Source organism: Nocardia sp. NBC_01499 (assembly GCF_045040275.1).
Lineage (GTDB): Bacteria > Actinomycetota > Actinomycetes > Mycobacteriales > Mycobacteriaceae > Nocardia.
On sequence record NZ_CP109426.1, the window covers coordinates 3,557,059 to 3,583,552 of the forward strand.

Annotated in this window: 23 protein-coding genes; 15 read left to right on the forward strand and 8 right to left on the reverse strand. The window is 62.4% G+C overall.

The features are described from left to right. Positions 1–22 precede the first annotated feature (22 nt). Positions 23–1,390, reverse strand: coding sequence for a cytochrome P450 (locus OG203_RS16395; protein WP_405166513.1), 1,368 nt, complete (start codon positions 1,388–1,390; stop codon positions 23–25). A gap of 173 nt (positions 1,391–1,563) precedes the next feature. Between OG203_RS16395 and OG203_RS16400 the strand changes: the two genes are divergently transcribed. The 3 genes from OG203_RS16400 to OG203_RS16410 all read left to right on the forward strand — a co-directional run bounded on the left by OG203_RS16400 (position 1,564) and on the right by OG203_RS16410 (position 3,064). Continuing rightward, positions 1,564–1,947: a YidB family protein gene (locus OG203_RS16400; protein WP_405166514.1), complete on the forward strand. Its 384-nt coding sequence runs from the start codon at positions 1,564–1,566 to the stop codon at positions 1,945–1,947. A gap of 607 nt (positions 1,948–2,554) precedes the next feature. Further along, a complete protein-coding gene (locus tag OG203_RS16405; RefSeq protein WP_405166515.1) occupies positions 2,555–2,710 on the forward strand; it encodes a hypothetical protein in 156 nt (51 codons plus the stop codon). A gap of 150 nt (positions 2,711–2,860) precedes the next feature. Beyond that, positions 2,861–3,064, forward strand: a complete 204-nt coding sequence (locus OG203_RS16410) for a cold-shock protein (protein ID WP_405166516.1) — start codon at positions 2,861–2,863, stop codon at positions 3,062–3,064. Between the two features lie 378 nt (positions 3,065–3,442). On the opposite strand, the gene OG203_RS16415 is transcribed toward OG203_RS16410, so the two are convergent. After that, on the reverse strand, positions 3,443–3,622 hold the full coding sequence (locus tag OG203_RS16415) for a hypothetical protein (protein ID WP_405166517.1): 180 nt from the start codon (positions 3,620–3,622) through the stop codon (positions 3,443–3,445). 519 nt (positions 3,623–4,141) lie between these two features. Here OG203_RS16415 and OG203_RS16420 point away from each other — a divergent pair. Together OG203_RS16420 and OG203_RS16425 are read left to right on the forward strand one after the other, a co-directional pair. Continuing rightward, positions 4,142–5,461 (forward strand): hypothetical protein, encoded by a 1,320-nt coding sequence (locus OG203_RS16420; protein ID WP_405166518.1) that lies wholly within the window; start codon positions 4,142–4,144, stop codon positions 5,459–5,461. A 63-nt stretch (positions 5,462–5,524) separates the two neighbouring features. Then, complete coding sequence (locus OG203_RS16425) at positions 5,525–6,517, forward strand: MauE/DoxX family redox-associated membrane protein (protein ID WP_405166519.1); 993 nt, start codon at positions 5,525–5,527, stop codon at positions 6,515–6,517. Here the strand turns inward: OG203_RS16425 and OG203_RS16430 are convergent. Next, entirely contained in the window at positions 6,514–6,762 is a 249-nt protein-coding gene (locus OG203_RS16430) for a chitin binding peritrophin-A domain-containing protein (protein WP_405166520.1), read from the reverse strand. The two genes, OG203_RS16425 and OG203_RS16430, sit on opposite strands and share 4 nt — an antisense overlap. A 436-nt stretch (positions 6,763–7,198) precedes the next feature. Between OG203_RS16430 and OG203_RS16435 the strand changes: the two genes are divergently transcribed. Next, positions 7,199–7,768: a hypothetical protein gene (locus OG203_RS16435; protein ID WP_405166521.1), complete on the forward strand. Its 570-nt coding sequence runs from the start codon at positions 7,199–7,201 to the stop codon at positions 7,766–7,768. Positions 7,769–8,177: 409 nt separating this feature from the next. Here OG203_RS16435 and OG203_RS16440 read toward each other — a convergent pair whose 3' ends face one another. After that, on the reverse strand, positions 8,178–8,750 hold the full coding sequence (locus OG203_RS16440; protein ID WP_405166522.1) for a peptide deformylase: 573 nt from the start codon (positions 8,748–8,750) through the stop codon (positions 8,178–8,180). After that, entirely contained in the window at positions 8,747–9,712 is a 966-nt protein-coding gene (locus tag OG203_RS16445; RefSeq protein WP_405166523.1) for a helix-turn-helix domain-containing protein, read from the reverse strand. Before OG203_RS16445 ends, OG203_RS16440 begins: the two co-directional genes overlap by 4 nt. 237 nt (positions 9,713–9,949) lie before the next feature. Between OG203_RS16445 and OG203_RS16450 the strand changes: the two genes are divergently transcribed. The 5 genes from OG203_RS16450 to OG203_RS16470 all read left to right on the forward strand — a co-directional run bounded on the left by OG203_RS16450 (position 9,950) and on the right by OG203_RS16470 (position 14,315). Continuing rightward, entirely contained in the window at positions 9,950–10,450 is a 501-nt protein-coding gene (locus tag OG203_RS16450) for a GNAT family N-acetyltransferase (RefSeq protein ID WP_405166524.1), read from the forward strand. Positions 10,451–10,673: 223 nt separating this feature from the next. Beyond that, the gene (rfbB, locus tag OG203_RS16455) at positions 10,674–11,684 is read left to right on the forward strand and encodes a dTDP-glucose 4,6-dehydratase (protein ID WP_405166525.1); all 1,011 of its coding nucleotides are present in this window, start codon (positions 10,674–10,676) and stop codon (positions 11,682–11,684) included. Positions 11,685–11,689: 5 nt separating this feature from the next. Next, positions 11,690–12,700: an ATP-grasp domain-containing protein gene (locus tag OG203_RS16460; protein ID WP_405166526.1), complete on the forward strand. Its 1,011-nt coding sequence runs from the start codon at positions 11,690–11,692 to the stop codon at positions 12,698–12,700. Then, positions 12,697–13,830 carry a DegT/DnrJ/EryC1/StrS family aminotransferase gene (locus OG203_RS16465; protein WP_405166527.1) on the forward strand — a complete coding sequence of 378 codons (1,134 nt, stop codon included), beginning with the start codon at positions 12,697–12,699 and terminating at the stop codon, positions 13,828–13,830. Before OG203_RS16460 ends, OG203_RS16465 begins: the two co-directional genes overlap by 4 nt. Beyond that, positions 13,827–14,315: a low molecular weight protein-tyrosine-phosphatase gene (locus tag OG203_RS16470; RefSeq protein WP_405166528.1), complete on the forward strand. Its 489-nt coding sequence runs from the start codon at positions 13,827–13,829 to the stop codon at positions 14,313–14,315. The genes OG203_RS16465 and OG203_RS16470 overlap by 4 nt, the downstream gene beginning before the upstream one ends. On the opposite strand, the gene OG203_RS16475 is transcribed toward OG203_RS16470, so the two are convergent. From OG203_RS16475 to OG203_RS16485, 3 genes are all read right to left on the reverse strand, one after another. Beyond that, positions 14,267–15,451, reverse strand: a complete 1,185-nt coding sequence (locus tag OG203_RS16475; protein ID WP_405166529.1) for a UDP-N-acetylglucosamine--N-acetylmuramyl-(pentapeptide) pyrophosphoryl-undecaprenol N-acetylglucosamine transferase — start codon at positions 15,449–15,451, stop codon at positions 14,267–14,269. The genes OG203_RS16470 and OG203_RS16475 overlap by 49 nt on opposite strands. Before the next feature lie 72 nt (positions 15,452–15,523). Further along, the gene (locus OG203_RS16480; RefSeq protein WP_405166530.1) at positions 15,524–15,895 is read right to left on the reverse strand and encodes a DUF397 domain-containing protein; all 372 of its coding nucleotides are present in this window, start codon (positions 15,893–15,895) and stop codon (positions 15,524–15,526) included. A gap of 9 nt (positions 15,896–15,904) precedes the next feature. Then, the gene (locus OG203_RS16485; RefSeq protein WP_405166531.1) at positions 15,905–16,672 is read right to left on the reverse strand and encodes a DUF5753 domain-containing protein; all 768 of its coding nucleotides are present in this window, start codon (positions 16,670–16,672) and stop codon (positions 15,905–15,907) included. On the opposite strand from OG203_RS16485, the gene OG203_RS16490 reads away from it, so the two are divergent. The 4 genes from OG203_RS16490 to OG203_RS16505 all read left to right on the forward strand — a co-directional run bounded on the left by OG203_RS16490 (position 16,662) and on the right by OG203_RS16505 (position 26,430). After that, complete coding sequence (locus OG203_RS16490) at positions 16,662–16,925, forward strand: hypothetical protein (RefSeq protein WP_405166532.1); 264 nt, start codon at positions 16,662–16,664, stop codon at positions 16,923–16,925. The two genes, OG203_RS16485 and OG203_RS16490, sit on opposite strands and share 11 nt — an antisense overlap. Before the next feature lie 665 nt (positions 16,926–17,590). Continuing rightward, positions 17,591–24,268, forward strand: a complete 6,678-nt coding sequence (locus tag OG203_RS16495; protein ID WP_405166533.1) for a PA14 domain-containing protein — start codon at positions 17,591–17,593, stop codon at positions 24,266–24,268. Between the two features lie 41 nt (positions 24,269–24,309). Continuing rightward, positions 24,310–24,849, forward strand: a complete 540-nt coding sequence (locus tag OG203_RS16500) for a hypothetical protein (protein WP_405166534.1) — start codon at positions 24,310–24,312, stop codon at positions 24,847–24,849. A gap of 840 nt (positions 24,850–25,689) precedes the next feature. Further along, the gene (locus tag OG203_RS16505) at positions 25,690–26,430 is read left to right on the forward strand and encodes a VOC family protein (protein ID WP_405166535.1); all 741 of its coding nucleotides are present in this window, start codon (positions 25,690–25,692) and stop codon (positions 26,428–26,430) included. Positions 26,431–26,494 lie beyond the last annotated feature (64 nt).

A 26,494-nucleotide genomic window follows, 5' to 3' on the forward strand; every position in this document is an offset into this window, starting at 1 on the left:
TTCGGACGCGCTGCCGGGGATATCAGACGCTCCCGCGGACGGTGGCGCGCATACGTAACTGCTTGGGCTGCAACGTTATAGACAGACTCGGGCTGGTGTCGCTACCGGGCAGGGAGTGCAGTTGCCAACGAGCGGCGATGCTAGCCAGGGCCAGGGTCGTCTCGGTGACGGCGAAAACGTCGCCGATGCATTTGCGGGCACCGTCGGCGAACGGCACCATGGCATTTCGGGGCGGCGGAGTTGTCGTAGCAGGGTCCCAGCGGTCGGGATCGAATCGCTCGGGATCAGGGTAGAGGTCGCTACGATGATGGATCAGGTAGGGACTGTAGATCACCGTGGTACCCGCGGCGAGGCGATGGCCACCTAGCTCGGTGTCTTCACTGACCATCCGGGTGACCAGCCACGCCGGTGACCGCAGGCGCAGAGTCTCGGTGATGATCCGGCCGGTCAGCGGCAGGTGAGGCAGATCCTCATGGCGCGCGGACCGTCCGGCAAGGACCGTGTCGAGTTCGGTATGTAGCCGTTCGGCGACGTCGGGATAGCAGGCGAGCAGATGCAGCGCCCACGCCAGCGTCGTGGCCGTGGTTTCGGTACCGGCGAAGAAAAACGTGAAGACCTGATCGCAGATCTCGACATCGCTGAGTCGGCTGCCATCGCTGTCGCGGGCGGCGATCAGCGCCGAGAGCAGATCACCATGATCCACACCCGCGGCGCGGCGCTCGGTGATGATCTCGGTGAGGACGACGCGCGCATCGGTGATCGCCCGCCAGTAAGCGCGGTTACCGAGAATCGGCAACCGCCGCAGCCACCGCGGCATCAACGTCTGCGATATCACACCGTCGAAGACGGTCTCGACAGCGCAGAGCAGCCGTTCCAGGATTGGCCCCGGTATCGACTGAGTGAACAGTGTCGCGGCGATCACCGTCGAGGTGAGGGTGTGCAGTTGCGCCTTGACGTCTACGACTTGCCCGTCGTGCCAGGATTCGGTCATCTCCGTGATCCGCTGGCTCATCACCGGCGCGTAACCGGCGATCCGGTCCGGATGGAACGCCTGCTGCATCAGCCGCCGCAGACGGCGATGCCCGGAATAGGGGCACGTGCCCAAGCCATCCCCTGCTACCTCCCGGCCCGCGTCGAATAATGGTCCGCCTTTGTCGAAGATGCGATCCTGTCGCAACACTTGCTGAGTTAGGCCGGGGTCGCAGACCACCACTGCGGTGACCGGTCCGATCCTGATGCTGACCAGGTCACCGTGCGCGGGCAGCGACGCCAGGAACCCCAGCCGGTCGCGCACCAGCGGGACCAGATGCCCCAGCAACGGAAGCCCGTGCGGTGCCACGGCGATCGGCACCTCGCCCGACATTGGCCGAATATCTAACTGCTTGCGCACGACACCCCCTCGAGTCGAAACGAGAACCCAGCCCAATCATCCACTACCCGTTTGTCTGATGCCCTGAGACACAACCGGTCTCACCCCACCGAACCGGGGTGTTGTCGGCGAGTCCGCACCGGCAATGCCTGAAAGTCCCTGTGGCAGTGCCGATGTGCGCGACCATGTTCAGTATGAATGACTCCGTGGCGAACGATGGTGGCGAAGTATCCCCGATGATATTGACGATCCCGACCGAAAGCCTGGCCGAGGCCGGGCTGGAGTCACACGCGCAGTCATGGTTCGGCGCCGGCGCGAACGCACCCGTTACCGCAGATCAGGTCGTGCTGATCATCGGGGAGAGTCAACTGGCAGAAGCGGCCGACGCGCTGGGGCAAGATCCCGCGGAGTTGGCCGCCGAGATCGCGGATCAACTACCGAGCCTGGTCGATTCGGTGAGCAGCCCCGAGCTCCTCGGTGCGGACGGTGCGGTCCCCGAACTTCGAGTCCGCCTCACACCGACAGCACGCGGGATGTCGATCGCCGCCGGGTGCAGGGCCTGCTTGGGCGACGTCTGAACCCGCCGCTCGAGTAGCAAGGTGTGGGCGTCGGCTGTGGGTTTCCAGCCGGAGTGGTTGTCCGCCATGGTGAGTGTCATCGTCGGGATGGCGGTTGCGAGCTATATCCGCTACCACTCGCCTCGGAGGTAAACAAGCAACTATCTGTGGGCCCGTCGTACCACAACCACCCGTCTGGGCAGTTATTCGGATCGATCGAGCACGGGGAGCAGTCGCGGACCGGGACCTCCCCGCCCTCTACACGGTAGTCGCTGGTTCGAACATCGGGCATCGGATAGTTACCATCCGGCAGGTCACACGGTGACACGGCTGCGGGAACCTCGACGGCGACACCATCAGAGCCGTAGGCCGTTTACCGGTTCATATTGTACCCCTACGCATTTCAGATCGATCGGGTAAGCCTACGTCGCGAGCGACACCGGCCGGGGGCGGATGACCTTCACCCTCAGCGACACAGCCCGTGGGGCGACTGGTGCACTTGCAGCGTTTTTCGAACTTCGCCCCGGCGCCTCGAGTCACTCGGATAACCTTGTCTAGCAAGGCAATTAACCGAGTAGAGGTTCACATCGGCGCGCTCTGTCGCCGACACGTCGACATCGGAGGAATTGTGGCACAAACTGCGGACTACCAGGCCGGTTACAAGGCTGGCTCCAGCGACGGCGAGAAGAAGCGAGCCAGGTACACCTCGTCGCCGCCGGATGCCACTCCCGACTTCTCGGCAGGCTATGAAGAAGGCTTCAACGACAGCAGGACGTCGAAGTAGCAGGGCACCGCCGAGCGGTAGCGAGTTCGGATGGATCTGGTCGCTGCGAGCTCCGGAAGCTCTGCTCCAGCGAAGGTGATCAGGAGACGATGAGTGTTGTGGGGGCCGACGGGTCGTTACAGTTCGCGCGCTTTTCACGAGGGAGCAGCTATGGCCACTGGCATTGTGAAGTCCTTTAGCAACACCAAAGGTTTTGGCTACATCACCCCAGACGGAGGCGGGGAAGACATCTTCGTGCATTTCTCGTCGCTCGTCATGGAAGGTTTCAAGACTCTCGAGGAGGGCCAGCGGGTGCAGTTCGACATCACCGACGGGCCGAAGGGCAAGCAAGCGAACAACGTCAGAACCCTCTAACCACTGCACGGGCCGGGGCATCGGCGACACGATCAGCTGTATGCCCCGGCCGTTTTCGAAACCGGGCCATACGAGTAGTTCTGGCCAGGGTCTGATGAACATCCCATGCCGCTGAGCGCGCGTTGGTCGACTGTCCAGAACGGTTGGCCGCCAACTCCTCTGGAACGTTCGCGCAACTGCCGAATGCCGCGCGCTCTCCCAGCCGGCGACCGCAACGCGTTCGGCCATCCGTGGCTCTGTCGCGGATGGCCGGGCCGAACGCACGCTATGGCGCTGAGTGCTCGGGCGCTGGAGCGAGATGCACTGCGACGCATGGGTATCCGCTCATGTCGGGGCGCCCGTCTCGCTGGACGACATCAGGCCCGGTCACGGCCGCAGCTATTCGATGTTCTCGGTCCTGATGTCATCGAAAGTGATCACGAACTCGGTCGCGGCCGCGCTGGGATCGTCTGCCGAAGCGGACGACGCGTTGATCAGCGCGACTCGGTGAATGGGGTTGCCGCTGTCATCCGAGATGACGAGGGCGGTGTCCTGGGCGGATGCAACACCTTGTTCCATCGGCGGTACCTGTTCTGGTCCAACGAGAAGGTAAGTGCACCTGGCTGCGCGATGTCAGGCTGCACGCCTGCCACTAGCTCCTGGACAGTGGAGCTCTGCCGGGCCACCGTTGTGTTGGCGCGGACATCGGAACCGCCCCGCTTCTCGGTCATCCCATGCCGAATATGGCGGAATCCTTATCCGCGGACAACGTTAGGAGCGAACATCATCTTCTGGGCCACGTCGGCACCCTGGCTCCACCAGGACAACAGCAAATAGCCCTCGTGGCAAGCGGCTAGCCGTGCCGGAGGCCATGTCGGCCAAGCGGATCTGACGCGAGTCCGGGCGACCGGGCGAACGCCCCGGCAGGCAGATACGGACATTCACGAACGCGCGGGCCGCGGCATGGCATTTCAGGATGTTCGTTCAGTCGCGGTTTCGAGTGTGGTCGACCTCCGAGGATGCGACTGTTGTGCGGGTGGCATCGCCGGCGGGTGGTATCAGCTTCAATGGTCAACAAGGTCCGACCAAGGAGTGCTTGTGACCATCAACGAAACCGACCCTGCTGCCGGTTTGGTCGTGTCAGCTGACCAGCTCGAGATGGCACCGCACGGTCGAGATGGTGCCGGGGACGCGGTCCTGAGCGAGGCACTCGAACGCGCGGGCATGATGTTCTACGGTTCGGTGCATCCGTGCCGGTTCGAGCCGCTGGTGGTGCCGGCCTCGACAGCGCACGCGGTGCGGACAGCCACCGAAGGACTACATGCGGTGTTGGAGAAGGCAGTTCGCTATCGGCTCGAGGGCGGGCCCGGGTTCCCCGCCGGTCTCGCGGGTGAACGTCTGGGACTTCCGATGTTCGAGCCGATCAATCAAGTGTGCCGGTTCGACGGGCTGCTCGACGTCAACGGTGAGTACAAGATCGTGGAGATCAACGCGTGTCGACCTGGTGGTGTGCTCTACACGGCGCAGTTGATGCGCATCTGGCGTGAGGTCGCCGACCCGCCGGAAGCGGTGGAGATGGCTCAGCCTCTGCTCGAGCAGCCCGATCTCTACATCGATCAGCTACTCGACGCCTACGCTCAACAACATCGGGGCACACCGGATGAGGTCTTCGTGGTCAGCCTGGACGGGCAGTACCAGGTCGAGGTCCCCGCCATGCTGAAAATGTTGCGCGGCAAGGGAATCGCTGCCGACCAGGTGAACGCGACCGAGTTACGCATCCGATCCGGGACCATCCGCGACAGTCGCGGCCGAACAGCGGATCTGCTGTGTAACAACATGGACCCGGCGGCCTTGCTCGCCCTTCCAGCGGCTGCGGAGTATCTGTTCGCCGAAACCCGCACCTCGGGCTGTTTCGTCAACCCGTTGGCGTCGCTGTATCTGCACAGCGACAAGGCGATGCTCGCCGCGCTGAGCGATCCGCGCTCAGCGCACCTGTGGACCGACACCGAGCAGGCTCTGATCGACCGACATCTGCCATGGACCCGCCTACTGAGCGACGACACCACCACAGATCCGGACCACAATCCCATCTCGTCGCCACAGTACGTCGCCGACCACCAGCACCAACTGGTCATCAAACCGGCCGACCGCTCCGGCGGCACCGGAGTCTTGATCGGCCCGGTAACCGCCCCCGCGCGCTGGCGAGCCGCGATCGCCGCCGCATGTAGTGGACAACGCTACGTCGTGCAACAGTACATCCACCCACCAGCATTACCCGGTGCACCCGAATGGTATTACGACCTAGACGTTTTCGTATTCGGCGGACGATTCGCCGGTTTCTGGTCCCGCGCCTCGACCGATCCGGTGATCAATCTGCGCCGCGGCGCGATGAACGTCCCCGTCGTTGCCCTCGCCTGAACACACCAGCCACCAACCGGCTCCCTGGCGTAGGGACGGCAATCTCCGGCGAGAAGGGTTGCCGTGCACGACAATGATCGCGTGATCAGTTATGGCGTGTGGATCGCACGACTCCTGGTGGCTGTGGTGTTCGGGTGGGCCGGTATCGCGAAATTGACTGATCGCGACGGAACGCGAAAGGCAGTCCAGGAGTTCGGCGTACCGGCCCGTTGGGTCGCCACAGTGGGGTGGGCGCTGCCAACGGTGGAGCTCGTTGTCGCGGCCGCGGTACTGCCGTCGTGGACGGCGGTGTGGGGTGGGCTGGCGGCGCTGGTGCTGTTGATCGGCTTCAGTACAGCTGTGGCGGTCTTACTCGCGCGGGGGCAACGACCCGCATGCTCGTGTTTCGGCGCGGCCAGTACCGCCCCGATCGGGCGGGCGACGCTGGTCCGCAACGCAGCAATCATCGCCTTGACCGGACTCGCGGTATGGGGTTCGCTGGCGAAGAACACTGTGCCACAAGCGTTGCCGGCCGATCGGTGGGTCGGCCTCGCAGCCATCGCCGGATTCGCCGCGCTGCTATGTCATCAACAGCTAGAACTGCGGCAGTTGCGTCGTCGGATGGCGGAACGTTCCGCCGGACAACCGGGGACCGGTGGCTTGCCGATCGGCGAACCCGCACCGACCTTCGAGTTGAGCGACCTCAACGGGGAACGCCGCAGTCTGGGCGATGCATTGACGGCCGGGAAGCCGGTACTGTTGCTGTTCCTGCACCCCGGCTGTACACCCTGTGCGACTGTGGCCGCCGAACTCCCGCGATGGCGGCAACGCCTGCTCGATACCACCACCATCGTGGTCATCGGAAACAACAATCCCGTCGCCTCCACACAATGGGCGCGCGAGCACAACGTGGCCTCGATGCTGGTGCTCGACAACACCGAACTGATTGCCCGATACCGGCTGCGCGGCACGCCCGCGGCGGTGCTGGTCGACGCCCGAGGACGGATCGCGTCCCCGACCCGGGGCGGCAGTTACGCGATCCGGGATCTGGTGGACGACCTCCCGATATCGCGTTAGTAGCCTTGAGGATCCGTGACGCAGCCGGCCTCGCTGAGGAACAGGCAGTGGTCGGTCCCGTGGTCGTAGAACAGCTTGCCCTCCGGACAGTTGTTCGGGTCGATATGGCAATCCGGACAGTCGTTCTCGTAGGCGTACATCCCGTCCACGCAGGTTATCCACTGGTGGCAGTCCGTGGGGTGGATATAGTTCCCGTCCGCTTTGCCCTCGCAACTGTAGAAATCCACCAATCGCCCGTCGGTCATCGGCCTGTTCCCCTCTCACACAATGGATTCCGCAACCGGTCGGGAAGCGGCATTTACTATGAGGCTACGGTGCCTGGCGCCGGTGGGTGGGTTTGTTGCCGATTCCGGTGTACCAACTGGTAGCGGCAGTGCGGACGCCTACTTGAACATCCCGCATTCAGCATGAGCGCGCATTGAGAAGCGCTGCCTGCCAACAATTCTGGACATTTGACCAACGCGCGGTATGCGGCAGATGCGGACGTTTCGAGTCCGGCCTGTCGGAGGCGGATGGGGGGTGAGTTGGGGTTGGGTTTGGCTACGGTCCTTGGGGACGGTGTCCCATCCGTCACGGCTGTTGCGTCGAATAAGTCGTGGGTTGGTGATGCTGGTTGCTGATGTACACATGCCCGCCGTTGTCCATAGTTGTTCAAGTTCATCACTTGTCATGGAGGTACGTGTGAAGAATGGTATGCGTGGGGTGATGTCGGTGGTGACCCTTACTGCCGCGTGTCTGGGAGTGGGTATTGCGGCCGCGCCGGCATACGCGGATCCGCAGCTGGTATACGCGGATCCGCCGTGGCAGGGCCATTGCACGGGCGAGAAGGCCAAATCAGAGGAAAAGAAACTGGTCATACAAGCCTGCCAGCGCGCTTACAGCGCCGCCGCCCGTGCCGCCGCCGCCACTACTAACCGCGACACCGCCCCTGCCGCCGACGCCGAGGCCGCTGCCATCAACGCCAGCTCCGCCGCCAAAGCCGCCCCTGCTGCCGCCTACGCCTACGCCGCCGCCAACGCCGCCTCCACCGCCGCCACCGCCGCGGCTAATGCCGACTCCAACGCCGCCGCCAACGCAGACTCCGCCGGTGCCGCCCTAGACGCCGCCGCGAAGGCCGCCGAAACGCCTACGGATGCAGCACTCGCCGACAAGGCTGCCGAGGCGGAGGAGAAGGCTGTTAAGGCGTCGTCGAAGGCTCTTGGGCTCCCGCATCCGGTGGTAAAGATCCCCCGGATCGCCCCGAAGTCCTGAAAGCCCGCAGCATCGGCCCGATGAATATGTCACCGCGACATCCCAACCCATCCACACCCCGAGAACGCGGCTCGCTGCCTCGCTCGGAGTAGCCGCACCGCGCGGTTGCACCCCGCAATTGCCATGATCGGATGTCCTACGAGCGTTCGGCCGACCGCCTAATCCGGGTCGGTCGAACGCACGCACATCGGCATGAGCGGATGTTTGCTAAGCATGCGCTCGACCGGTCAGCCGTGGGGAAGCGAGCGGATTCGTGACAACAATGATGAAAGAACGATGACAGATAGTGTGGTCACCCCGCCGACGACGGCCAGCACGTACCACTCAACCGGTGACTACCACCCCTCCTGTTGTGACAGTGCCGACAGGGCGAAGCGCTAGGGGGCACCGCCACTTATAAGCTCACCAGCTACTGATGGTCGTAGTTCCAGGTGTGTCCAGTTTGGCGATACTGCTCGACGGGAATGGGCTCAATGCCTGCTCGCATGCGTGCGGTGTACAGGATGCCGTCGAGGTGGTCGATTTCGTGGTGGATGAGTCTAGCGAGCCCGTTGTGATATTCGGCGACTGTGGATTCGCCTGCGGGGGTGTTGGTTTCGACGGTGATTGATAGGGGACGTGGGACCTGGCCGCGTACGTCGAAGAAGCTCAGGCACCCTTCGTACTGCTCGTCTTCGGCATCTGACCAGGAAGTGATCTGTGGGTTCAGCATCACGATGGTCGGCGCGTTTTCATCGGGTGGTTGGACTATGGCCGCGCGTCGGTGGATCCCGATCTGAGGGGCCGCGATGCCTGATCCCTTCGCGAAGTCATGCACGCGGCGGACGCGGCGCATCGCCGTGATCAGTTGAGAGACAATCGCTTCCGCTAGGGGAAGTTCGGCAGGGAGGTCGAGCGCCGTGCAGCGCTCATAGAGGCTCCGGGCGTTGGACTGGACGATTCCAAGGTCACGCATGGAGTCGCTGGGCTTGGTCTCGATCACGAGAACTCCTCTCCCTGTGTTGTGTTTTCGGGTTGCGAGCGGAAGCGCCATTCCATGCGGTATCTGGTGTGCAGCGGCGGGCGGGTGGTGTTCCACACGAAGACTGCCATGTCCCCTTCTTCATTCCGGGTCGGCGCGGTCGGAATGGGCCTAGCGTTGGCTGTCATCGAGGTTTCTGTACCCCAAACAACTGGATCCAAGGCTGCGGGGAAGGCGAGCTGGACCTCCAATCGCTCCGTAGGCAGACGGACCGCGCGCTGGAACCAGTGTCCCCATTTGTTGTCGCCGACACCGTAGTTGTAGGTGATCCACACCGACTGGCCAGGATAGAGCGGGAACTTGCCGTTGTCGTTCTCGAACAGCAACCATGCTTCCTTGCAGGAGTCCATATCTAGTTTGATCTCCCACCGCATCGGCTCGCCCTGGCAAGCTGCCGACAAACCGAGCTCGTCCCACGTCAAGGGATTTTGGCGGTAGTGGACCTTGGACCGGTCCGGTTGGTCGGGATAGCGATCGACGCTGATTCGAATGAGATAACGGGTGATCGGCTCGGTGCCGGTGTTGCGCACGCGGCGGTGCATCGTGGGCCGGTAGGTGGCGCCGTCGTAGTCGAGCCGAGCGGCATCGTGCTCGACAACCAGGTCCGCACCTGGATACACCGGGGTGATCGCCAAGGTCGGGTCGCGAGTCGCTTTGGACAGGGGCTTTCTGGCCGCTTCGTAGTCTCTCCACCGTCGCACGATGGCATCGCCAGCGTTGAGCACCGCATCGGCTTTGCGGGCGAAGTCCTCGGTGGGCTTGTGCCGACGAGACTCGATGTGGCTGACGTAGGAGGGGTCGAATCCCATCTGGATGGCGAGGGCCTTCTTGTCCAGCCCGTGCGTCTCACGCCAGTAGGTGACCTCGGCCGCGAACGCCCGGACGGCCTCCTCGACCGTGCTGGTTGGCGATGGTGTGTTCAAGCCTCTGGCCCCCGGCTGTCCGCGCTCGCATGAGTTGAGTGAACCGTGAATGAGTCCAGTTCATCATTCCCTCACCTGCGCCGCCACCGCTTCACTGGATATGCAAGCCGTTGAGCGCGAATGAGATCGGAGGAAGACTGGTGGAACCTCTCCAGGGCGGCACATCGCTGCCGAACTCGGGGGCCACGGTCGAGGCGCATCCGCACGCCGTGCTGGTTGCGCCTGGACACTGTTGTGATGATTATCCAACCGTTGCGCCCTCAGATGATTACCGACGTGATCGCCCTCATGCAGCTGGGAGATCCGTTCATCACCGCACGCACCTACTCCGATTACTGGCTGTACGCGACCTTGTTTTCCTCGACATGTCCTGTGGCGTTGGTCGAGGGCCAGGTCGCGGGAGTGGTAATTGCTTTCCGCAGTCAGGACGATCCGAGCGAGATGTATGTCCAGGATGTGATGACCCACCCCGGCCATCGCAAGCGCGGCATCACCAGGGGGCTACTCGCGCGTGTGCGGGAGCGGGCAGTGGAGATGGGCTGTCGCCGGATTTATCTGACCTCCGAGCCACACAACAGCGCAGCCCATCAGGCGTGGTCGGCACTGGGCTTCTGCAATGTCCCCGGCGACCGGACCGTTGACGGGGTCTCAGTCATTACTGATTTCAAGGGGCCGGGAAAGACACGGGCGGTGTACGAGCTGACGATCCCGGCGGCGAGCGAACAGAGCGCCGGGTAGTCAACCGCAGCGGCAGCTTCGTAGAGGCTCACACGACACCGCCCCGCCGTTGGTCAATCGACCATGCCGTCACGGCGTGGTCGCGGGAAGGGATCAGGTTGTGAGCAACAACTCTGCGAGTCACTGCACAGCGAAGTACATTGCAGCCGAGCACCATTCACCAGACGTATGCCGTCCCAGGGGGCGGGCGGCTGTCCTCAGCGGAACCGCACGTACGCCCCCTTTGCGATCGGGCAAGGTCCTGGTCACCGGCGGGGCGGGCTTCATCGGGTCACATTTCGTACGGCAACTGCTGGCCGCCGATGACATCGAGGTCACCGTCCTGGACGCGTTCACCTACGCCGGTCACCGCGAAAACCTCGGCGAACTGCTGTCGTGTCCCCGCCTGACGGTAGTGGAAGGCAACATTCTCGACGGACCGCTGGTTGAACGGCTCATCGAAACGCACACCGCGGTGGTGCACTTGGCGGCCGAGTCTCACGTCGACCGCAGCTTTTTCGAGGCAGGGAACTTCGTCACCACCAACGTCCTCGGTACCCAGATACTGCTCGACGCTGCAATGCGTTGCGGTATAGCAAAATTCGTGCACGTATCGACCGACGAGGTGTACGGCCCTCTACTCTCGGGTAAGGCGACCGAGGAGTTCCCGCTGCGCCCTACGGTGCCCTACGCCGCCTCCAAGGCGGCCTCGGATCTGATCGCACTGTCGTACTTCCACACCTACGGCGTGCCGGTGTGTATCACGCGGTCCTCCAACAACTTCGGGCCCGGACAGCATCCTGAGAAGATCATTCCGTTGTTCGTTACCCGGTTGTTGAAGGGCGAGCCGGTCGCGCTACACGGTGACGGCGGACATGTCCGCAACTGGCTGCACGTTCAAGACAACTGCGCGGGCCTGGAGTTGGTTCTGCGATGTGGCGAGCCGGGACAGATATACAACCTCGGCGGTGGTACGGACCTGACCAACCAGGAACTGACCGACCGCATCCTCGCCAAGCTCGGAGCCGGTTGGGATCGAGTGCGATTCGTCGAGGACCGTCGCTCCAATGACCGTCGCTACGCGATGGACTGGTCGAAAATTGCCGACCTCGGATACCGGCCGCAGCGATCGCTGGACGACACCCTCGCTGACACCATCGACTGGTATCGCGACAACCCTGATCGGTGGGCGCCAGAGCCACGCAACCCAGCGGCTCCGATCGCTGCGGTCAATATCGAGAACACGCGCGGGTGAATGCGATGACGCAGCGTGTCATGGTGACGGGGGTCGGAGGGCAGCCGGGATTCGACCTCGCGCAACGGCTGATGGAACTCGGCTGCGAGGTCATCGCCACTGACGCCGACCCGCTGGCGTGCGGGCTCTCGTTGCCCGGTGTGACGGCTCGGTTGACCATGCCGGTGACCAGCAACGGTTACGGACGAGAACTGCTGGCGCTGTGCCGGGAGCTCTGTCCTGGTGGCATCCTGTCGGCGGTCGAGTCCGAGTTGCCGCAGCTGCTCATGCTGCGTAGCGATCTCGAACAGTTCGGAGTGCGAACTTGGTTGCCGTCATGGCCGATGGTTGAGGCGTGCCTGGACAAGGCCCTCTTCTATCGATTGCTGACCGAACACGGTGTGCCGACGCCGGTGACGTGGGGGCCTGAGGAGATCGATTCGATCCCGCCAAGGTGCGTGCTGGTCGTCAAGCCTCGCCGCGGGCAGGGGTCCAAGGACGTGGTGTTCTGCCAGACGCCTCGTCAGGCCCGCGTGCTGTGTGAGGTGGTACCCGAACCGATCGTGCAAGCCCGTATCGAGGGCCGCGAGTTCACCGCGGATTGCTTGGTCGACCGCGCGGGACAGGCGTCGGTGATTCTGCGGTACCGGCTGCTGACCAAAGGTGGACTGTCGATGGTAGGGGAAACGTTCCACGACGTGCAGGTCCGCGACCGTGTCGCCGAGGCGTTGACGGCGGTGGAGGCGACCGGATTGTGTTGTGTGCAAGGGTTTGTGCGCGAATGCCCAGGAGAACGGGTCCTCATCACCGAGATGAACGCCCGTATCGCGGGCGGTTTCCGGCTCGCCGAAGCGGCCGGTGCCGATCTCGTCGCCGAGGCCCTGGCTGGGTTGTGGGGGCAGCCGGTGGTGCACGAGCGGCTGTCGTATCGCTCCGGGGTCCGGTTGACCAAATGCGTGACCACGCTGGATATCAGCGACACCCAGCCAGATAAGAGCGCGATTGTTCCGGGTTGTCGTGAAAGGAGCCAACGGTGACACTCTTCGAATCGGCGAGCCGCAACGCGGCGCCGTTCCTTCATGGCCCGGAATTCGCTGCGATGTCGGAGGCGCTGCGGGCTGGGCAATTCGGGCACAACACCGCGACCGATGCATTCGAAACCGAACTCGCCGAATTCCTGGGCGTTCCCGATGTCGTGTCGGTGAACTCGTGCACGGCGGCTTTGCATCTGAGTCTGCTGGCTGCTGGAGTCGGCCCTGGAGACGAGGTCGTGGTGCCGTCACAGACCTTCTGCGCGACAGTCCACGCGATCCTGATGGCAGGCGCGCAACCACGCTTTGCAGACATAACCGCCGACACTCAGTGTGTCGACAGCACCACGGTACGAGCGGCGTTGACACCACGCACCCGCGCGGTACTTCCGGTGCTCTATGGCGGACGCGCAGTCGACCTCAGCGAAATCCGCACTGAGCTAACCGATCTCGGCATCACCCTGATCGAGGACGCGGCGCACGCCTTCGGATCTCGCCTCGGTGGCGAGCTGGTCGGAACGACCGGAGCGCTGACGTGTTTCTCGTTCGGGCCGATCAAGAACCTCACGTGCATCGAAGGCGGCGCGCTGATCCCACGCGACCAGCACGACGCTGATCAGGTTCGGGCTCTACGACTGATGGGTGTCACCCAATCGCAGTCCGCCCGTATCCGCACCACTGACTACCAGGTCGATGTACGTGGGTGGCGATACCACCTCTCAGCGGTGCACGCGGCGGTCGGCCGCGTACAACTGGCACACTTCCCGGTGATCGAGGAGAAACGAAAAGCCTTGTGGCGTGCCTACGCTCGCGAGTTGGCCGCCATTGAAACCGTGAACTTGGTTGACGTCGACGTCGACCACAGCGTCCCTTTCAACTGCGTAGTCCGAGTTCCTGACCGCGACCGAATATTCGCGACCATGCGCGATCTGAACATCGGTGTGGGAGTGCACTATCCGCCCAATCACACGCAGCCCGCGTTCTTGCGCTGGTATCGACCGTTACCGGTCACCGAGACCACCGCCACCGAGATCATGTCGCTGCCATTTCATCCCGCGATGACCGAGAACGATGTCCACCACGTGGCGAGCGTTCTCGAACAAGCCGTCCTGATACCTCGGCCGGAGACGCTATGAGCATCGTGTCGATGCCACCGAGACAGCGGATCCTGACGGTGTGCTTGGGCAACAGCTGTCGGTCTCCTCTCGCCGCTGCCGTCCTGACCCAGCGCGGCGGCGCGGCTGTCGACCTACGATCGGCCGGGTTGCTGGCCGACAAATGGGTCGGCAGGCCCGCCGATCCAGCGATGATTGCGATTGCGGCGACCCATGGCTACGACCTCACGGCGCACCGGGCCTGCGCGGTCACCGCCGAACTGCTGCACTGGGCCGACATCGTTCTAGCGATGGACCGCACGAACCTGACTGCGTTGCGTGAGCGCTGCGATGCCCGCGCACTGCCGAAGCTATCGCTCTACCTCGGTGACGACGATGTACCTGCCCCTTTTGGGCACCCGTATACCGTATTCGAAAAGTGCCTGACGCTCATCGAATCCGGCGCCGATCACCATCTTCAGGCCCGAGCCGACACCAGGCGATCGGCGACGGAGAATACGAGATGAGCGAGCTGTTCTGCGGCGTCGCGGCGACCATACAGACGAGCTTGCTCGGCGACGGCAGCGCGGCGGTCCGGATCGGCGAGCAACGACGTGATCGCGGCTTGCAACGCCGGACTCGACACCTCCCCAAGCAACGCCACCGCCGCGTCGCGATCGGCGAGAGTCCTCGCGTTGTGCGTTTGCTCGTTGCCCGCCGCCGAGGCGAGCGGGATGAGCACCGAAGCTTTGCCGAGGGCGGTAATCTCGGCGATCGTCCCTGCGCCACTTCGGGAGATGATCACGTCGGCCAACGCGAACACGTCAGCCAATTCCGGGCCGACGAATTCAGTCACCAGGTAGTGGCAGGCAAGCTCCGGTGCGAGGGTCGCAGCGTACGCTTTCAGCTCCCCGGCGGAAGCTTTTCCGCACTGGTGGATGACGTTGGCCCGCAGCAGAAGCCAAGGCAACAGCTCGCGCACAACGCGATTGATCTGCACCGCGCCCTGCGCTCCGCCGGTGACGTAGATCGTAGGCAATCCGCGGTCGAACCCCACGAGTCCGAGGGCCGCAACGGCCTTGTCAGCGTCACCGTCGAGAAGCTCCGGACGAACGGGATTGCCGGTCACTACGGCCGACGAACGCACCCTTGCTGGCAGCAGAGGGATAGAGGACTCGGAGGACGCCGCAACACGGGTAGCGAGCTGCGCGAGGACCCGATTGGACAGCCCGAGGCGCACCGTCTGCTCGTGAACGATCAGCGGGCGGCGGCCCAACCACGCGCCGAAGCCAGCAGGGACCGCGACGTACCCGCCCGTGGCCAGGACAACGTCAGGCTGGAATCTGGAGACCAGCCGGTAAGCCTGAACGACACCGACCGGCACTCTGCACATATCGGTGATGTTGGTGCGGCTGAACATCTTCAGCGGATTCGCGGCGCGGCGGATCTTTCCGGTGGCGACTGCCGCGAAGGGAATATCCTCGGCCCCGGCAATCCTGGCCTCGAGTCCGTCCGCCTTCCCGATCCACAACACCTCCAGATGGCCGCCCGTGGCAGCAAGCTGAGCACGCAGGGTCCGGATGGTGGTCAATGCTGGATAGATATGCCCGCCGGTGCCGCCACCTGCGACGATCAAACGCAAACTACGCCCAGTCTCAGACATACCCACGTCGATCGCGTTGCCATCCACAGATCAAGGTCTCGCTTTCCTGAGGTGATCAATCGGTTCCGACCCTTATGCGGCTGCGAACTCACCGTCCAAAACACCCTCCACAAAGGCGGACCACTCCTCAGCCGTGAAGGTCAGGGTGGTTCCATCCGCTCCGCGGACCGCGACTTCACCAGAGGAGCGCGGCACTATCGCGGGAGTTTGTCGGGGCGTTCGTACCGTCGTGCTGGTCACCGCAGCGAGAAAGGCTGACCAATCGGCCTCAGGTATCTCGATCACGGGCTCATCAACGCGAAAGTCTTGCGGGATGCGCCGGAATTTGCTGTCACGCATCAGCACGAGTCGTGCCTCGGCGTCGAACGCTATCTCGACGCACTGCCCGCCGTTTGTCCCACTGCGGCTGGAGGTCCGCCATGTGAGGCGGTCCCGGGAAATCATTCTGTGCTCCTACGCTCGTTGAAGACGATCGACGTGGTCCAGGATGACCTGAGCCGACTCATCAGTGGACAGAGCCAACGCCCGGAGCCGATCAGCAATCAGTTTATACAGCGCGACTTGGGCAGGATCCTGCACGTACACGGACCCGGTTTGGTACTCGATGTAGCCGATGCTTTCCGCCTCACTGAATCCCAGCAGCGTGAAGTCTCCGTCGAGACCGACATGGACCGCTGCGGTTTTCGGCATGACTTGCAGTTTGACGTTGGGCTGCTTCATCAGATCGAGCAGATGCCGCAGTTGCGTCAACATCACCTCGGGTCCGCCGACGAGCCGTCCAAGGGTGTCGTCTTCTACCACAACCTCGAGATGCAATGGGTTCTCAGCGTTCATCAGCCGCTGACGAGCCATCCGAGCCTTGATGGCCCGTGGCAGATCCAGCGGCGCGATCTGCAAACCACCACTCAGCAAGGCGGTGGCGTAAGCCTCGGTCTGAAGCTGGCCAGTCAGCGTCATTGCCTGATAAGTGAACTGACTTGCCGCCAGAGCCTCGAGGCCGGCGAAGGTGCGGAACCAGTCGGGCAATACCTCGCTGTATGGGGCAAGCTGAGTCCCCTCGTCCGCTCTTCGAGCAAGCGATTCGATGCGGTCAACCTGATCTGGATCCGCACCGTAGAGCCGCATCAGCTTCGCCGCATCCTCCGGCTGCTGCTGCCGGATTCGGACCGGCAGCGCAGAGACCACACCGATCCTGCGGCACACCACCGAGATGGCCGACACCCGCGTTCAGATGGTCAATCCCAGCCGCTGGCCCAGCGACCTACTCACGATCCTGCACCTGAACGTCAACATCACGGGTTACCTCGGTGGGATAACCGGGCTCCTCATCGGACTGATCGATGCGATCGTCATCGGCGGAACCGAGCAAGGCTACGAAGACCTTGCACCCCTGCCGGTGATCGTCGAAGAGGCTGGCTGTGTGGTCACCGATCTCGACGGCGGCCCGCTCCTGTCCGGACCAGTTCGGCGCTGATCAGCACCCGCTCCCTGCACGGCCAGTTGCTCGAACTCATCCGCCCGACCCTGCCTACCCGCCGGATCTCATAGTTCAGAGAAGCGTTTGTCCCCTTCGAGTGAAGCAGGCCAGATCGACACCGGGAAGGCTCCCGGTGTGACGAAGTGTCGAGCAGGCGCGGATCAAGGAGCTCGAACGAGAAGTCCGAGATCTGAAGGAGGCCAACGAGATTCTGAAAGCAGCCTCGATTTCTTCGCGCGGGAATCGACCCCGCCGGGGCTCTGCCAATTTATCCGGGGCTCGCTGGCACAAAGCGACGGGCCTCGAACTATCCCCGTTGTCTACACGTCTCGATTGCGGGCTGACCTGTTGTTGTTCGCTTACTTCGATCCTGCTTGCGCCAGGTTGCAGCCCGGCCGACTTCTGTTGTAGCACAAATTCTTCCGCAATTCGCGGTGTGTTTCGGCCGGGGCACGACTTCCCCAGTCCTGGCTGCCGCCTTCTGCACATTCGGTGCATGACCCCTGCTCCACCCCGATCACGCTCCTTCCCCAGATGACGCCTCATTCCCTCCGGTGATCTTGTCGCCCTAGCATCGAGCTAGGAGTAATTCCCTTGGGCCTGTGGGCATTTCGACGGCCAAGTGCGGATGTCTCCTGATCAGCGGTGAGCAGGAGGGGACTATGACATTCAGTCGGTATAACCAGATACGCGGTCAGCGTCGACATGCCCGGAAGTTTCGGGTCGCCGCCGTCCCCGCGACGATTACCGCGCTGGCACGGCTAAGTGCCGCCGCCGCAAACCCCAGCGCCCGGCTGCGTCATGTCGCGTGGTCGTCGTTTGTTCGTATTGCCGTGTTCGTGGTGGCGGTGGCGATGGCGGTATCGCTGGTGCACGTGGTGTTGTCGCCACCTGCGCTGGCCGGACCGTCGAAACCTCGTGACGTGCCGGTGCTGAGTCCGGTCGACAATCCGAAACCGTTGCGGCAGAACCCTGCTGCGCAGCCGAAAGCCGATTTCGCGCCGTTGCTGGGGGCGGGGACGACCTCGTCCGGGACGCACGAGGGTTTCGATCCGAAGACGTCGAAGGAGGCGTCACGGACCGAGAACTCGGTCGAGTACGTCAACAAGAATGGTTCGCATTCGGTGGTGTTGTCGCAGACACCGGTGAGTGTGCGTGACGAGCACGGTGGGTGGGTGCCGATGGACACCCGGGTGCTGGACAAGCCCGGTTCGAAGACCGCGGCCGCGGCGCGTGATGGTGCGCACGCACAGTTCGCGCCTTACGCAGATGATCCGGCGCTGGTTCAGGTCGACGCGGGCAACGCCCCGGTGTCGCTGGGGCTCGATGGTGCGCACAAGACGCAGCGGGAGGTGTCGGGTTCGACGGTCACCTACCGCGAGGTGATGCCAGGGCAGGACCTGCAGTACACGGTGGAGCCAGGCGCGGTTAAAGAGGCGGTGATCGTGAAGGAGGCCAAGGCTGTTGGTGACGGCCGTTGGGTGTTCACGATGAAGCTCGGTAACGGTCTGACTCCACAGGTCAAGGGTGATGGTGTAGTAGTCACCGACGGCAAGGCTGTGCAGGTCGCGGCGTTACCGCCCATTCAGGTGTTCGATTCGGCCGACAAAAACGCTAAGGACAAGAAGAGGGCCGCTTCGGCGCGTACGGGTGGGAAGTATTCCCTTGCGCGTAAAGGGGATTCGTGGTCGTTGACGGTGTCGGTGGACAAGGGCTGGTTGACCGACAAGAAGCGAGCCTTCCCGATTACGGTCGACCCTACTTACACCTACGGGTTCGGCAATACCGCTGAGACAAGAGCGTACTCCTCGGGCAGCGCCCCCGAATGCGACAACACGTGCGGGATCCAGGTCGGCAACTCCCGGCCGGACAACGCGAATCTGTTCTGGCGCTCGGCATTTCGCTTCGATTTCGCTGCGTTGTTCGGCAAGACTGTGATCGGCGCCCGGATGGATTTTCAGCGCACCGGCCAGACTGGAACCTCGGCGCCGGTGACATCGAATCTGTATCAGGCGTCGAATCCTTTGGGCTACAAAGCCACTGGCCCGCAGTTGGCGTCAGCGTTGCTGGGCGATTCGGGGTCGATGTTCTCCTCGACGCTGACCGGCTACATCGCCGATCGCGTGACCGCGAAGGACAACAACGCCTGGTTCCTGCTCTCGGGTGGGGAAACCGATGACGTCTCGTTCAAGACGTTACAGGCCAGCTTGGTTGTCGATTACGGCACCGCACCACCGCCGACCACCCTGGTTGCACCGGCCGATGAGAGCGTGATTGCCACGCCCACACCAACATTGGCGGTGAGCCCGGTCACGAACCCGTCCGGCGACGGCACCCTGTACTGCTTCAAGGTGGCGACCGGATTCGATGGCCGCTCCGGCAGCGTAGTGGACTCGGGCTGCCTGAAGGATCCGACCTGGTCTGTGCCTACGAATGTGCTTCATGATGGAGGCAAGTACACATGGACGGTGCTCACCGCGCTGTCTGGCGGTGCGACCATGACGACTCCGCAATGGGTCGGACACTTCACCGTAAATCAGCGTGTTGGTGATACGGGGAAGGCCACGATCGATGCAGTAGGCCCCATCGAAGTGAATCTTTTCAATGGCAATGTCCACACTGGCACGGGAGGTCCCCAGTTCGTTTCGGTCGGTGGAAAATCGGGTGTTGCTCTGGCCTATAACTCTCGGCAGGGTGAGCCCCATGGCGTGCGGGCTTCATATTTCAACGATTCCACTCACACCGGTAAGCCGGATGACGTTCCGGTGATGGTGCGTACCGAGCCGCAGGTGAACCTGGACTGGGGCAACGTACTCAGCAATTCCTCTGACAACCTGCCATGGAAGCCGAATCCGATTCCCTCAGGGCTGAATCCGGATTGGTATGTAGTTCGGTGGGAAGGTCAGTTCAAGCCACCTTCCACGGGCGATTTCCGTTTCGATGGCGTACACGCCGAAGGCGCGCGGATCTGGATCAACAACCAGTTGGTCTACGACAACCCGAACACTTCCGGTCTGGCCGGCGACTTCTCTACTGCGGGCCCCAAGGGATCCCAGGATGTGTCACTGACTGCCGGTGTGCGGGTTCCGATCAAGATCGAGCTATATCACCACACGACCGACACGCCACGGATGGTGTTATGGACCAGGAGCGCCACCAACAGTGGCGGGCGAAGCTTCAATCTCAGTCCGCAGATTGTCCAGACCGATTGGCTGTTCTCTTCGGATCCATCACCACTGCCCAACGGTTGGACACTGTCGGTGCAGGGCAGTAACTACAGCAAGGCGGAGATGCTGGACGGCTCGGTCGTACTGACTGACGGCACCGGGGCCAAACACACCTGGAGCAAAGCTTCCGCTGGCGGCTATACACCACCCGCGAATGAGGATGGTGTGCTCGCTGTCGACAACTCGGGGAAGATCACTGTCACCGAGGGCGATATAGCTTCGGTGTTTAATTCCGATGGCACGTTGGGAGCGGTATCGTCGGTACTGGATTCGAAGAAGCCTGCCGCATTGCAGTACGTCTATGGTGGTACACCATCGCGGTTGATACAGGTCAAGGATCCGGTGTCAAAGCGTTCACACACTCTGTACTACAACACCGACAGCAGTGACAGCTGCTACGGTGGCGCGACAAAACCGCCGGGTGCGATTGGCAGTGCGCCGTCGCAGATGTTGTGCCGGATCAAGTACTGGGATGGCACGGAGACACGGTTGTGGTATTCGATCGCGGGAACGCTGGACCGGGTCGAGAACCCCGGCAACGACGTCGGCGATTACACCTATCTGGACGAGCTCAGTGCCAATATTGAGATCCCTAAGGTCGGCGCCGATAGTGCACAGGCACAGAAGTTGCGTGATGCCATTGGCCCGTTGATGCAGATGCGCACGCCGTTGATCAATGATTGGCTGGCGACGGCGTCGGCGAATCCGGATGGTCTCAATGACCGCTTTCAGATCGAGTACGACTCGTTCTATGACGCGTGGGAGGTCGTGGGCCGCGATCAGCCTGGCGCTCGACCCACGAAGATCACGATGCCGACGGGCGACGCCAGGCCCAGCACGAACCAAATGAGCCACGGCTACCTCTACGGCGGACCTGGCGAGTACAACGCGAGCGTCTACCTTCCCGACGTTACGAATGCCAAGAAGGTGACCTTCGATAATTCCGGCCGTGCGTTGGCGACGACCAATGCGGACGGATTCACCGCGAATATGGAATGGAATGCGAAGGACAAGCCGACCGCCGTGGTGGACACGACCGGGCGGCGCACGACGAATGTCTATGATCACGCGGATCGACTGACCGACACCTACGGCCCGGCTCCGGCGTCGTGTTTCCAAGGTCAGCTGCCGACAACGGCGTGTGCCAGCACGATTCCGCACGCTCACACCGGATACGACGAGGGAATAGCCGGGTTGCAAGCCCAGTTCTACGCCAACCCGCTCCTGTCGGGTACCCCTGCTATCTGGCAGACCGGCGTCGGCACCCAAGACGGCTCTTTGTCGGCGAACTGGGGTGCCAATCCACCCGTCGCAAACGATAACGGCTGGTCAGGCCGGTTCACCGGTGAGACCCTGTTCCCCGCAGCAGGCGCCTACAAGCTCGGCCTGACCGCGGTTGACGGTGTTCGGCTATGGATCGATGACGTCTCGATCATCAACTCCTGGACCGACAAGAACTCAACCGCCGTCCCGGGCACATACACCAACACCACCGCGGATACTTGGCACCGGATCCGGATCGACTACTACAACCATTCAGGCAAGACCGGTGCACTCAACTTCACCTGGACACCTCCCGGCACCGACAATCCGGTGACCGTGCCCGGTCAAAGCTTGGCACCTCGGTACGGTCTGCAGACCAGCAACGTAGCCGACAACGCCGCTGACCCCAACGCGGGGCACGCGCCATCGAAAAAAGTCGTGACCGGATTCGCAGATCCCGCGAACGGGATCGATCCGGTGCTCGCACTGGAAACCTCGGCGACATACGACCCGGATGGTGTGAACCTCGTGCGCCACAACGGTTATGAACGCCCCGGCCAAGGCTACCTGCGGAAACTTGCACAAGCATTGCCAGGAGGCGACATCACCGATGCGGCTCAACGCGCCACCTACAGTTACTACGGGGACAATGAAACCCGTGTCAACCCGTGCGACTCGCAGTCTGCGGCGGTGAGCCAGGCCGGCATGGTCAAGACCCTCACTGCGGCCAAGAACGCTGACGGATCGGCCAATGCTGCCGAAACCGTGTATGACGGCGCCGGACGGGTAGTCGCGTCACGGATCAACACTCAACCATGGTCGTGCACCAGCTTCGACGCCCGAGGCCGGATAATCAAACAGTCCTACCCGGCGATGGACGGCCGTCCCGCTCGCACAGTCACCTACGACTACGCCGTCAACGGGAACCCGCTCGTCGAGACGGTCAGTGATGAATCCGGTCCGACCACCATCATGGTCGACCTGGTTGGGCAGCTCGTGTCTTATACCGACGCCAATGGTGTGGTCACGACCAGTCGATATGATCGTGAGGGTCGTAAGGTTCGCGACACCAGCATCATCAAGGGCGTCACCTCCACCATCGACTATCACTGGGACAGCGCCACTCTCCTCACGAGCATGGATTTGGACGGGGTCACAGTGGCTACACCAGGCTACGACGCCGGGATCTTGAGCGGCGCAACTTACGGCAATGGTTCCAGTCTGGCGATCGGCCGTGACGACGCTGGTGTTCTCAGCGCCCTCACCTGGAAGGCAGGCGGGTCGACGGTTTCCGACACGGTGACTCGGGCTCGTGACCAGCGAATAACCGACGACACGATCACCGACAGCTCCGGAGCGACAGCCAAGTCGTCATACACCTACGACGGTGTCGGTCGCCTGATCGCCGCCGCCGTCCCACACCACCAGCTGGCGTACGCCTATGCAGGGGACAACGGGTGCGGACCCGACAAAAAAGCAGGACTCAACTCCAACCGCACATCATTCACCGACAGCTTCGACAGTGCTCCGGCAGCTACGACCAACTACTGCTACGACAACGCGGACAGGCTAATCTCAACAAACGGTGCCACCACTTTGGCATTCAGCTATGACGCCTACGGCAACGCGACGAAGATCGGCGGTGACACGCTCGGCTATGACTCGACCCGCCGCCACCTCTCGACCAGCACCGCAGACGGGACCGCCGTCAACTACACGCGTGACGTCAACGACCGCATCATGATGCGGTCGGTCCAAACCAAGAGCAACGACTCACCGACCTCCAGCACTAACCGCTACGGCTACACCGGCCCGACAGGAAGCATTGAATTCGTCCTCGACGGCAACGGGAACCTGCTCCAGCGAACCCTGCCGCTATCCGGCGGCGTACTTCTCACAAAGACGTACACCGATAACAAGCCCAGCACGTTCTCCTATCCAAACATCCACGGCGATATCCTGTTCACCGCCGACAGCGCGGGCACACGTACCGGCAGCATTCACCTGTATGACCCGTTCGGTCAGAATATCAACCCCACCACCGGCGTCATCGGCGACATTCCGATTCCAGACACCGCCTCCGGCGGCCTCGATTTCGGATATCTGGGTGAGCACAGAATACCCGTCGAACACCTCGCCGGCCAACAAGCCCTTGAAATGGGCGCCCGCACCTACCTGCCCATACTCGGACGATTCCTGCAAACCGATCCAGTTTCCGGTGGATCCGCCAACAACTATGACTACGCCAACGCCGACCCCATCAACCGCAAAGACCTGAACGGGCGGACACCAGACACCGGGGAAATGCCCGTCGGTTGGAGCACGTTGGCAGGTGCAGCATCGCTCATGGTGGCAACGATCGGAGCCGGGGCCGGGGCGGCGATAGCAGCGGGCGACGCGTTGGGACACATTCTTCTGAGGGTCGCGCAGTCACTAGCTGATAATTACGAGTCGGGCAAGACACCACCTAACAAAGATGAGCAGCTAGCTCAGGTGGGTCGGGTGATTGGCGAGGACGCCAAAGCAGCGAAATCGGCGGGTGAAATAGAAAGTGTATCGGAGGAGATCAGTGCGAAGGTTAGTGAACTCGGGCTCGGTCAGAGAGATGCCGCGCTAGTCGCTCTTGCGGCTGCGACGGCGGCGTTCTACGGGGTTGGTCAACCACATGTGTTGAGAGATGGCAGCGTGGTTGTTTACGGATCAAGATTGGGAGCAAAGACAGACGCTCTGATCATTTCCCTCGATGGTTCAGTGCACGCAGGTAAAGTGAGCGTCTACCCTTCGGCAGAAGTCCCCGATCCCCTCCATGCTGATGTCGACATCTATAATAATGAGCCCTATCATTTCTGATCGTTGAAAGGATTCCTGTGTCCTCGGACAGTCTTGGAGTAATGGATTTTCAACTATATCTATTGAAGACAATGGACCCGCCTGAATCTTTGCTGACTACCGCTTTGGCCGAGCTAGGGTGTTCGATCGACGACATGGATGCCAGCCTCGAAAATATTCAAAGATCGACCCAGCTTTCGCTGGGTGGTTCGGCGGAGAAGATCCGAACAATGCTGAGCGAGGTTTGCGTGAGCTCCCCTGCCCGCCCGGACCATCAAGCTTACGCGTACAATTTTCCTCTCTGGCCGGAATTCGATGTAGTGTTAACCTTCGACCCTTCGGGAAAAGTGCTGTCGAATGCTGAATTCGTAAGATTTACTGGCCACTATACCGAAAGTGGCATAACGCCATGGAATTTTACCGAAAGAGATTTGGTAGGCAACTTTGATCAGATAACACGTACAGAGACTTGGGGAAGCTACGCCACCTACAATGCCCGAGATACCGATCGTGATCAGTGGTACCGTTTGAGATTCGGATGGGGGCTCCTCCAGGACATCAGACTCCGAAAAGACTCGGCAGAGAAACCTGTGGCGAACTAGTCGGGCATGGGCAGTGGTCGATCTGAGTACTGCCCATGCTGCCACACCCGACAGGGGCCGCGAGGATGAGTGGACCTTCGTGGTCGTCTACCGACCCCCGTATTTCGATGGCCGCCTTGCGTTGGGGAGCTCGGCTTATGACCCTCGTGACAACACGTTTCGAGCATGTACTCCCCCCGGTTGACCGCTGCTCCGGATCCGGGGGTATGGTCGCGACGTCGCGGACTCCGACATCGGCGAACCGTTCAGCAGGGCACTGGACAACCTCCGAGTCGATGACAGCAGTATTTACTGGTGGGGAAGCCCACCTGTTCCACCTACTCCAGGTCCTGTGTCGAGGTTAAGTCATGGACTGCGGTGCATCGATTGGCTGAGGCGGCGTTCCCGAACACCCGCTCATCGGCTAGTGCCGGATATGTTGAGCCGCATCATTTTTCGTCGACAGACCGCGCGGTAAGCGGCATACCGGACGTTCGTTTGAGGGTGGTCGCGGCGCTGAACCGCCATCCCTCTCAAAGGATTTCTCCGGCACTCTCAGTGGGGCAGGGTCGATTAGGGGCTCCGAGCATAATAGCTGTGTCGATAAATCAATCGTTGTTGAACACCGGCCGGCCAGACGGAATCGTCAAGGCGACCGGGTGGGAGTCAGACGGTTTACTCAGGCCCGCGTCGACGAGTACCGCTGAGCCCGTGATGCTTGCCGAGCGTGGCGAGGACAGCAGCGCGATAGCTCGGGTTGTGCTGGGCGAGCTGAGTGTCGCGGTGGGGAGTGAGTTGATCTCTACTCGGCGTCGAAATTTGTGTATGCCGTTGCAGGACAACGTGCATAGGATCACCCGCATGGCGACACGGCTTGTTCAAGTCAACATCAAGGCCCGAGATGACTCCGCGCTAGGCCGGTTCTGGGCGGAGGCGCTGGGCTGGGGTGTTTCCAGCGAGGGACCCGGCGTGACCAACGTTGAACCCGTCGGATTGGTCTGGCCGGACCCCGTCGCTGTCTGGGTCGATGTCGTTGCCGTCCCGGACCCCGAAACGGTGAAGTACCGGGTCCACGTCGATCTCGCCACCACCTCCGCGGCCCATCACGCGGAGTTGGTCGCGCGCCTCGCCGATCTCGGTGCGAGGCCCGCCGACGTGGGCCCGGGCGACGTCGCGTGGACGGTCCTGGCCGACCCGGAGGGCAACATGTTCCGTGTGCTGGAGCCTCGGGAGATCTACCGCGACACCGGGCCTATCGCCGCGGTGGTGGTCGACTGCGCGGATCCGCGGGCCATGTCCCGGTTCTGGGGCGCGGCGATCGACTGGACCCTGCACGAGGTGACCGATGATCACGCGAGATTGCGTTCAGCCAAGGGTGTCGGCCCTTATCTGGAGTTCGTCCGTACGCCCGGCGTGCAGACCGTGTGGACGCGCGTGCATCTCGACCTGTTGCCGTACGCCGGTGACGATCAAGCGGCGGAGGTGGCCCGGCTGCGGGCGCTGGGCGCCACCGACAGCGACATCGGCCAGGGCGACGTGCCGTGGACAGTCCTGGCCGACCCGGAGGGCAACGAGTTCTGTGTCCTCGGCCCGGGGCGCTGACCGAGGGCCCGGCGAGAATCTAACAGAATGTGTTGTGTTGCAATAGTTCTCGGCAGGCCACCGT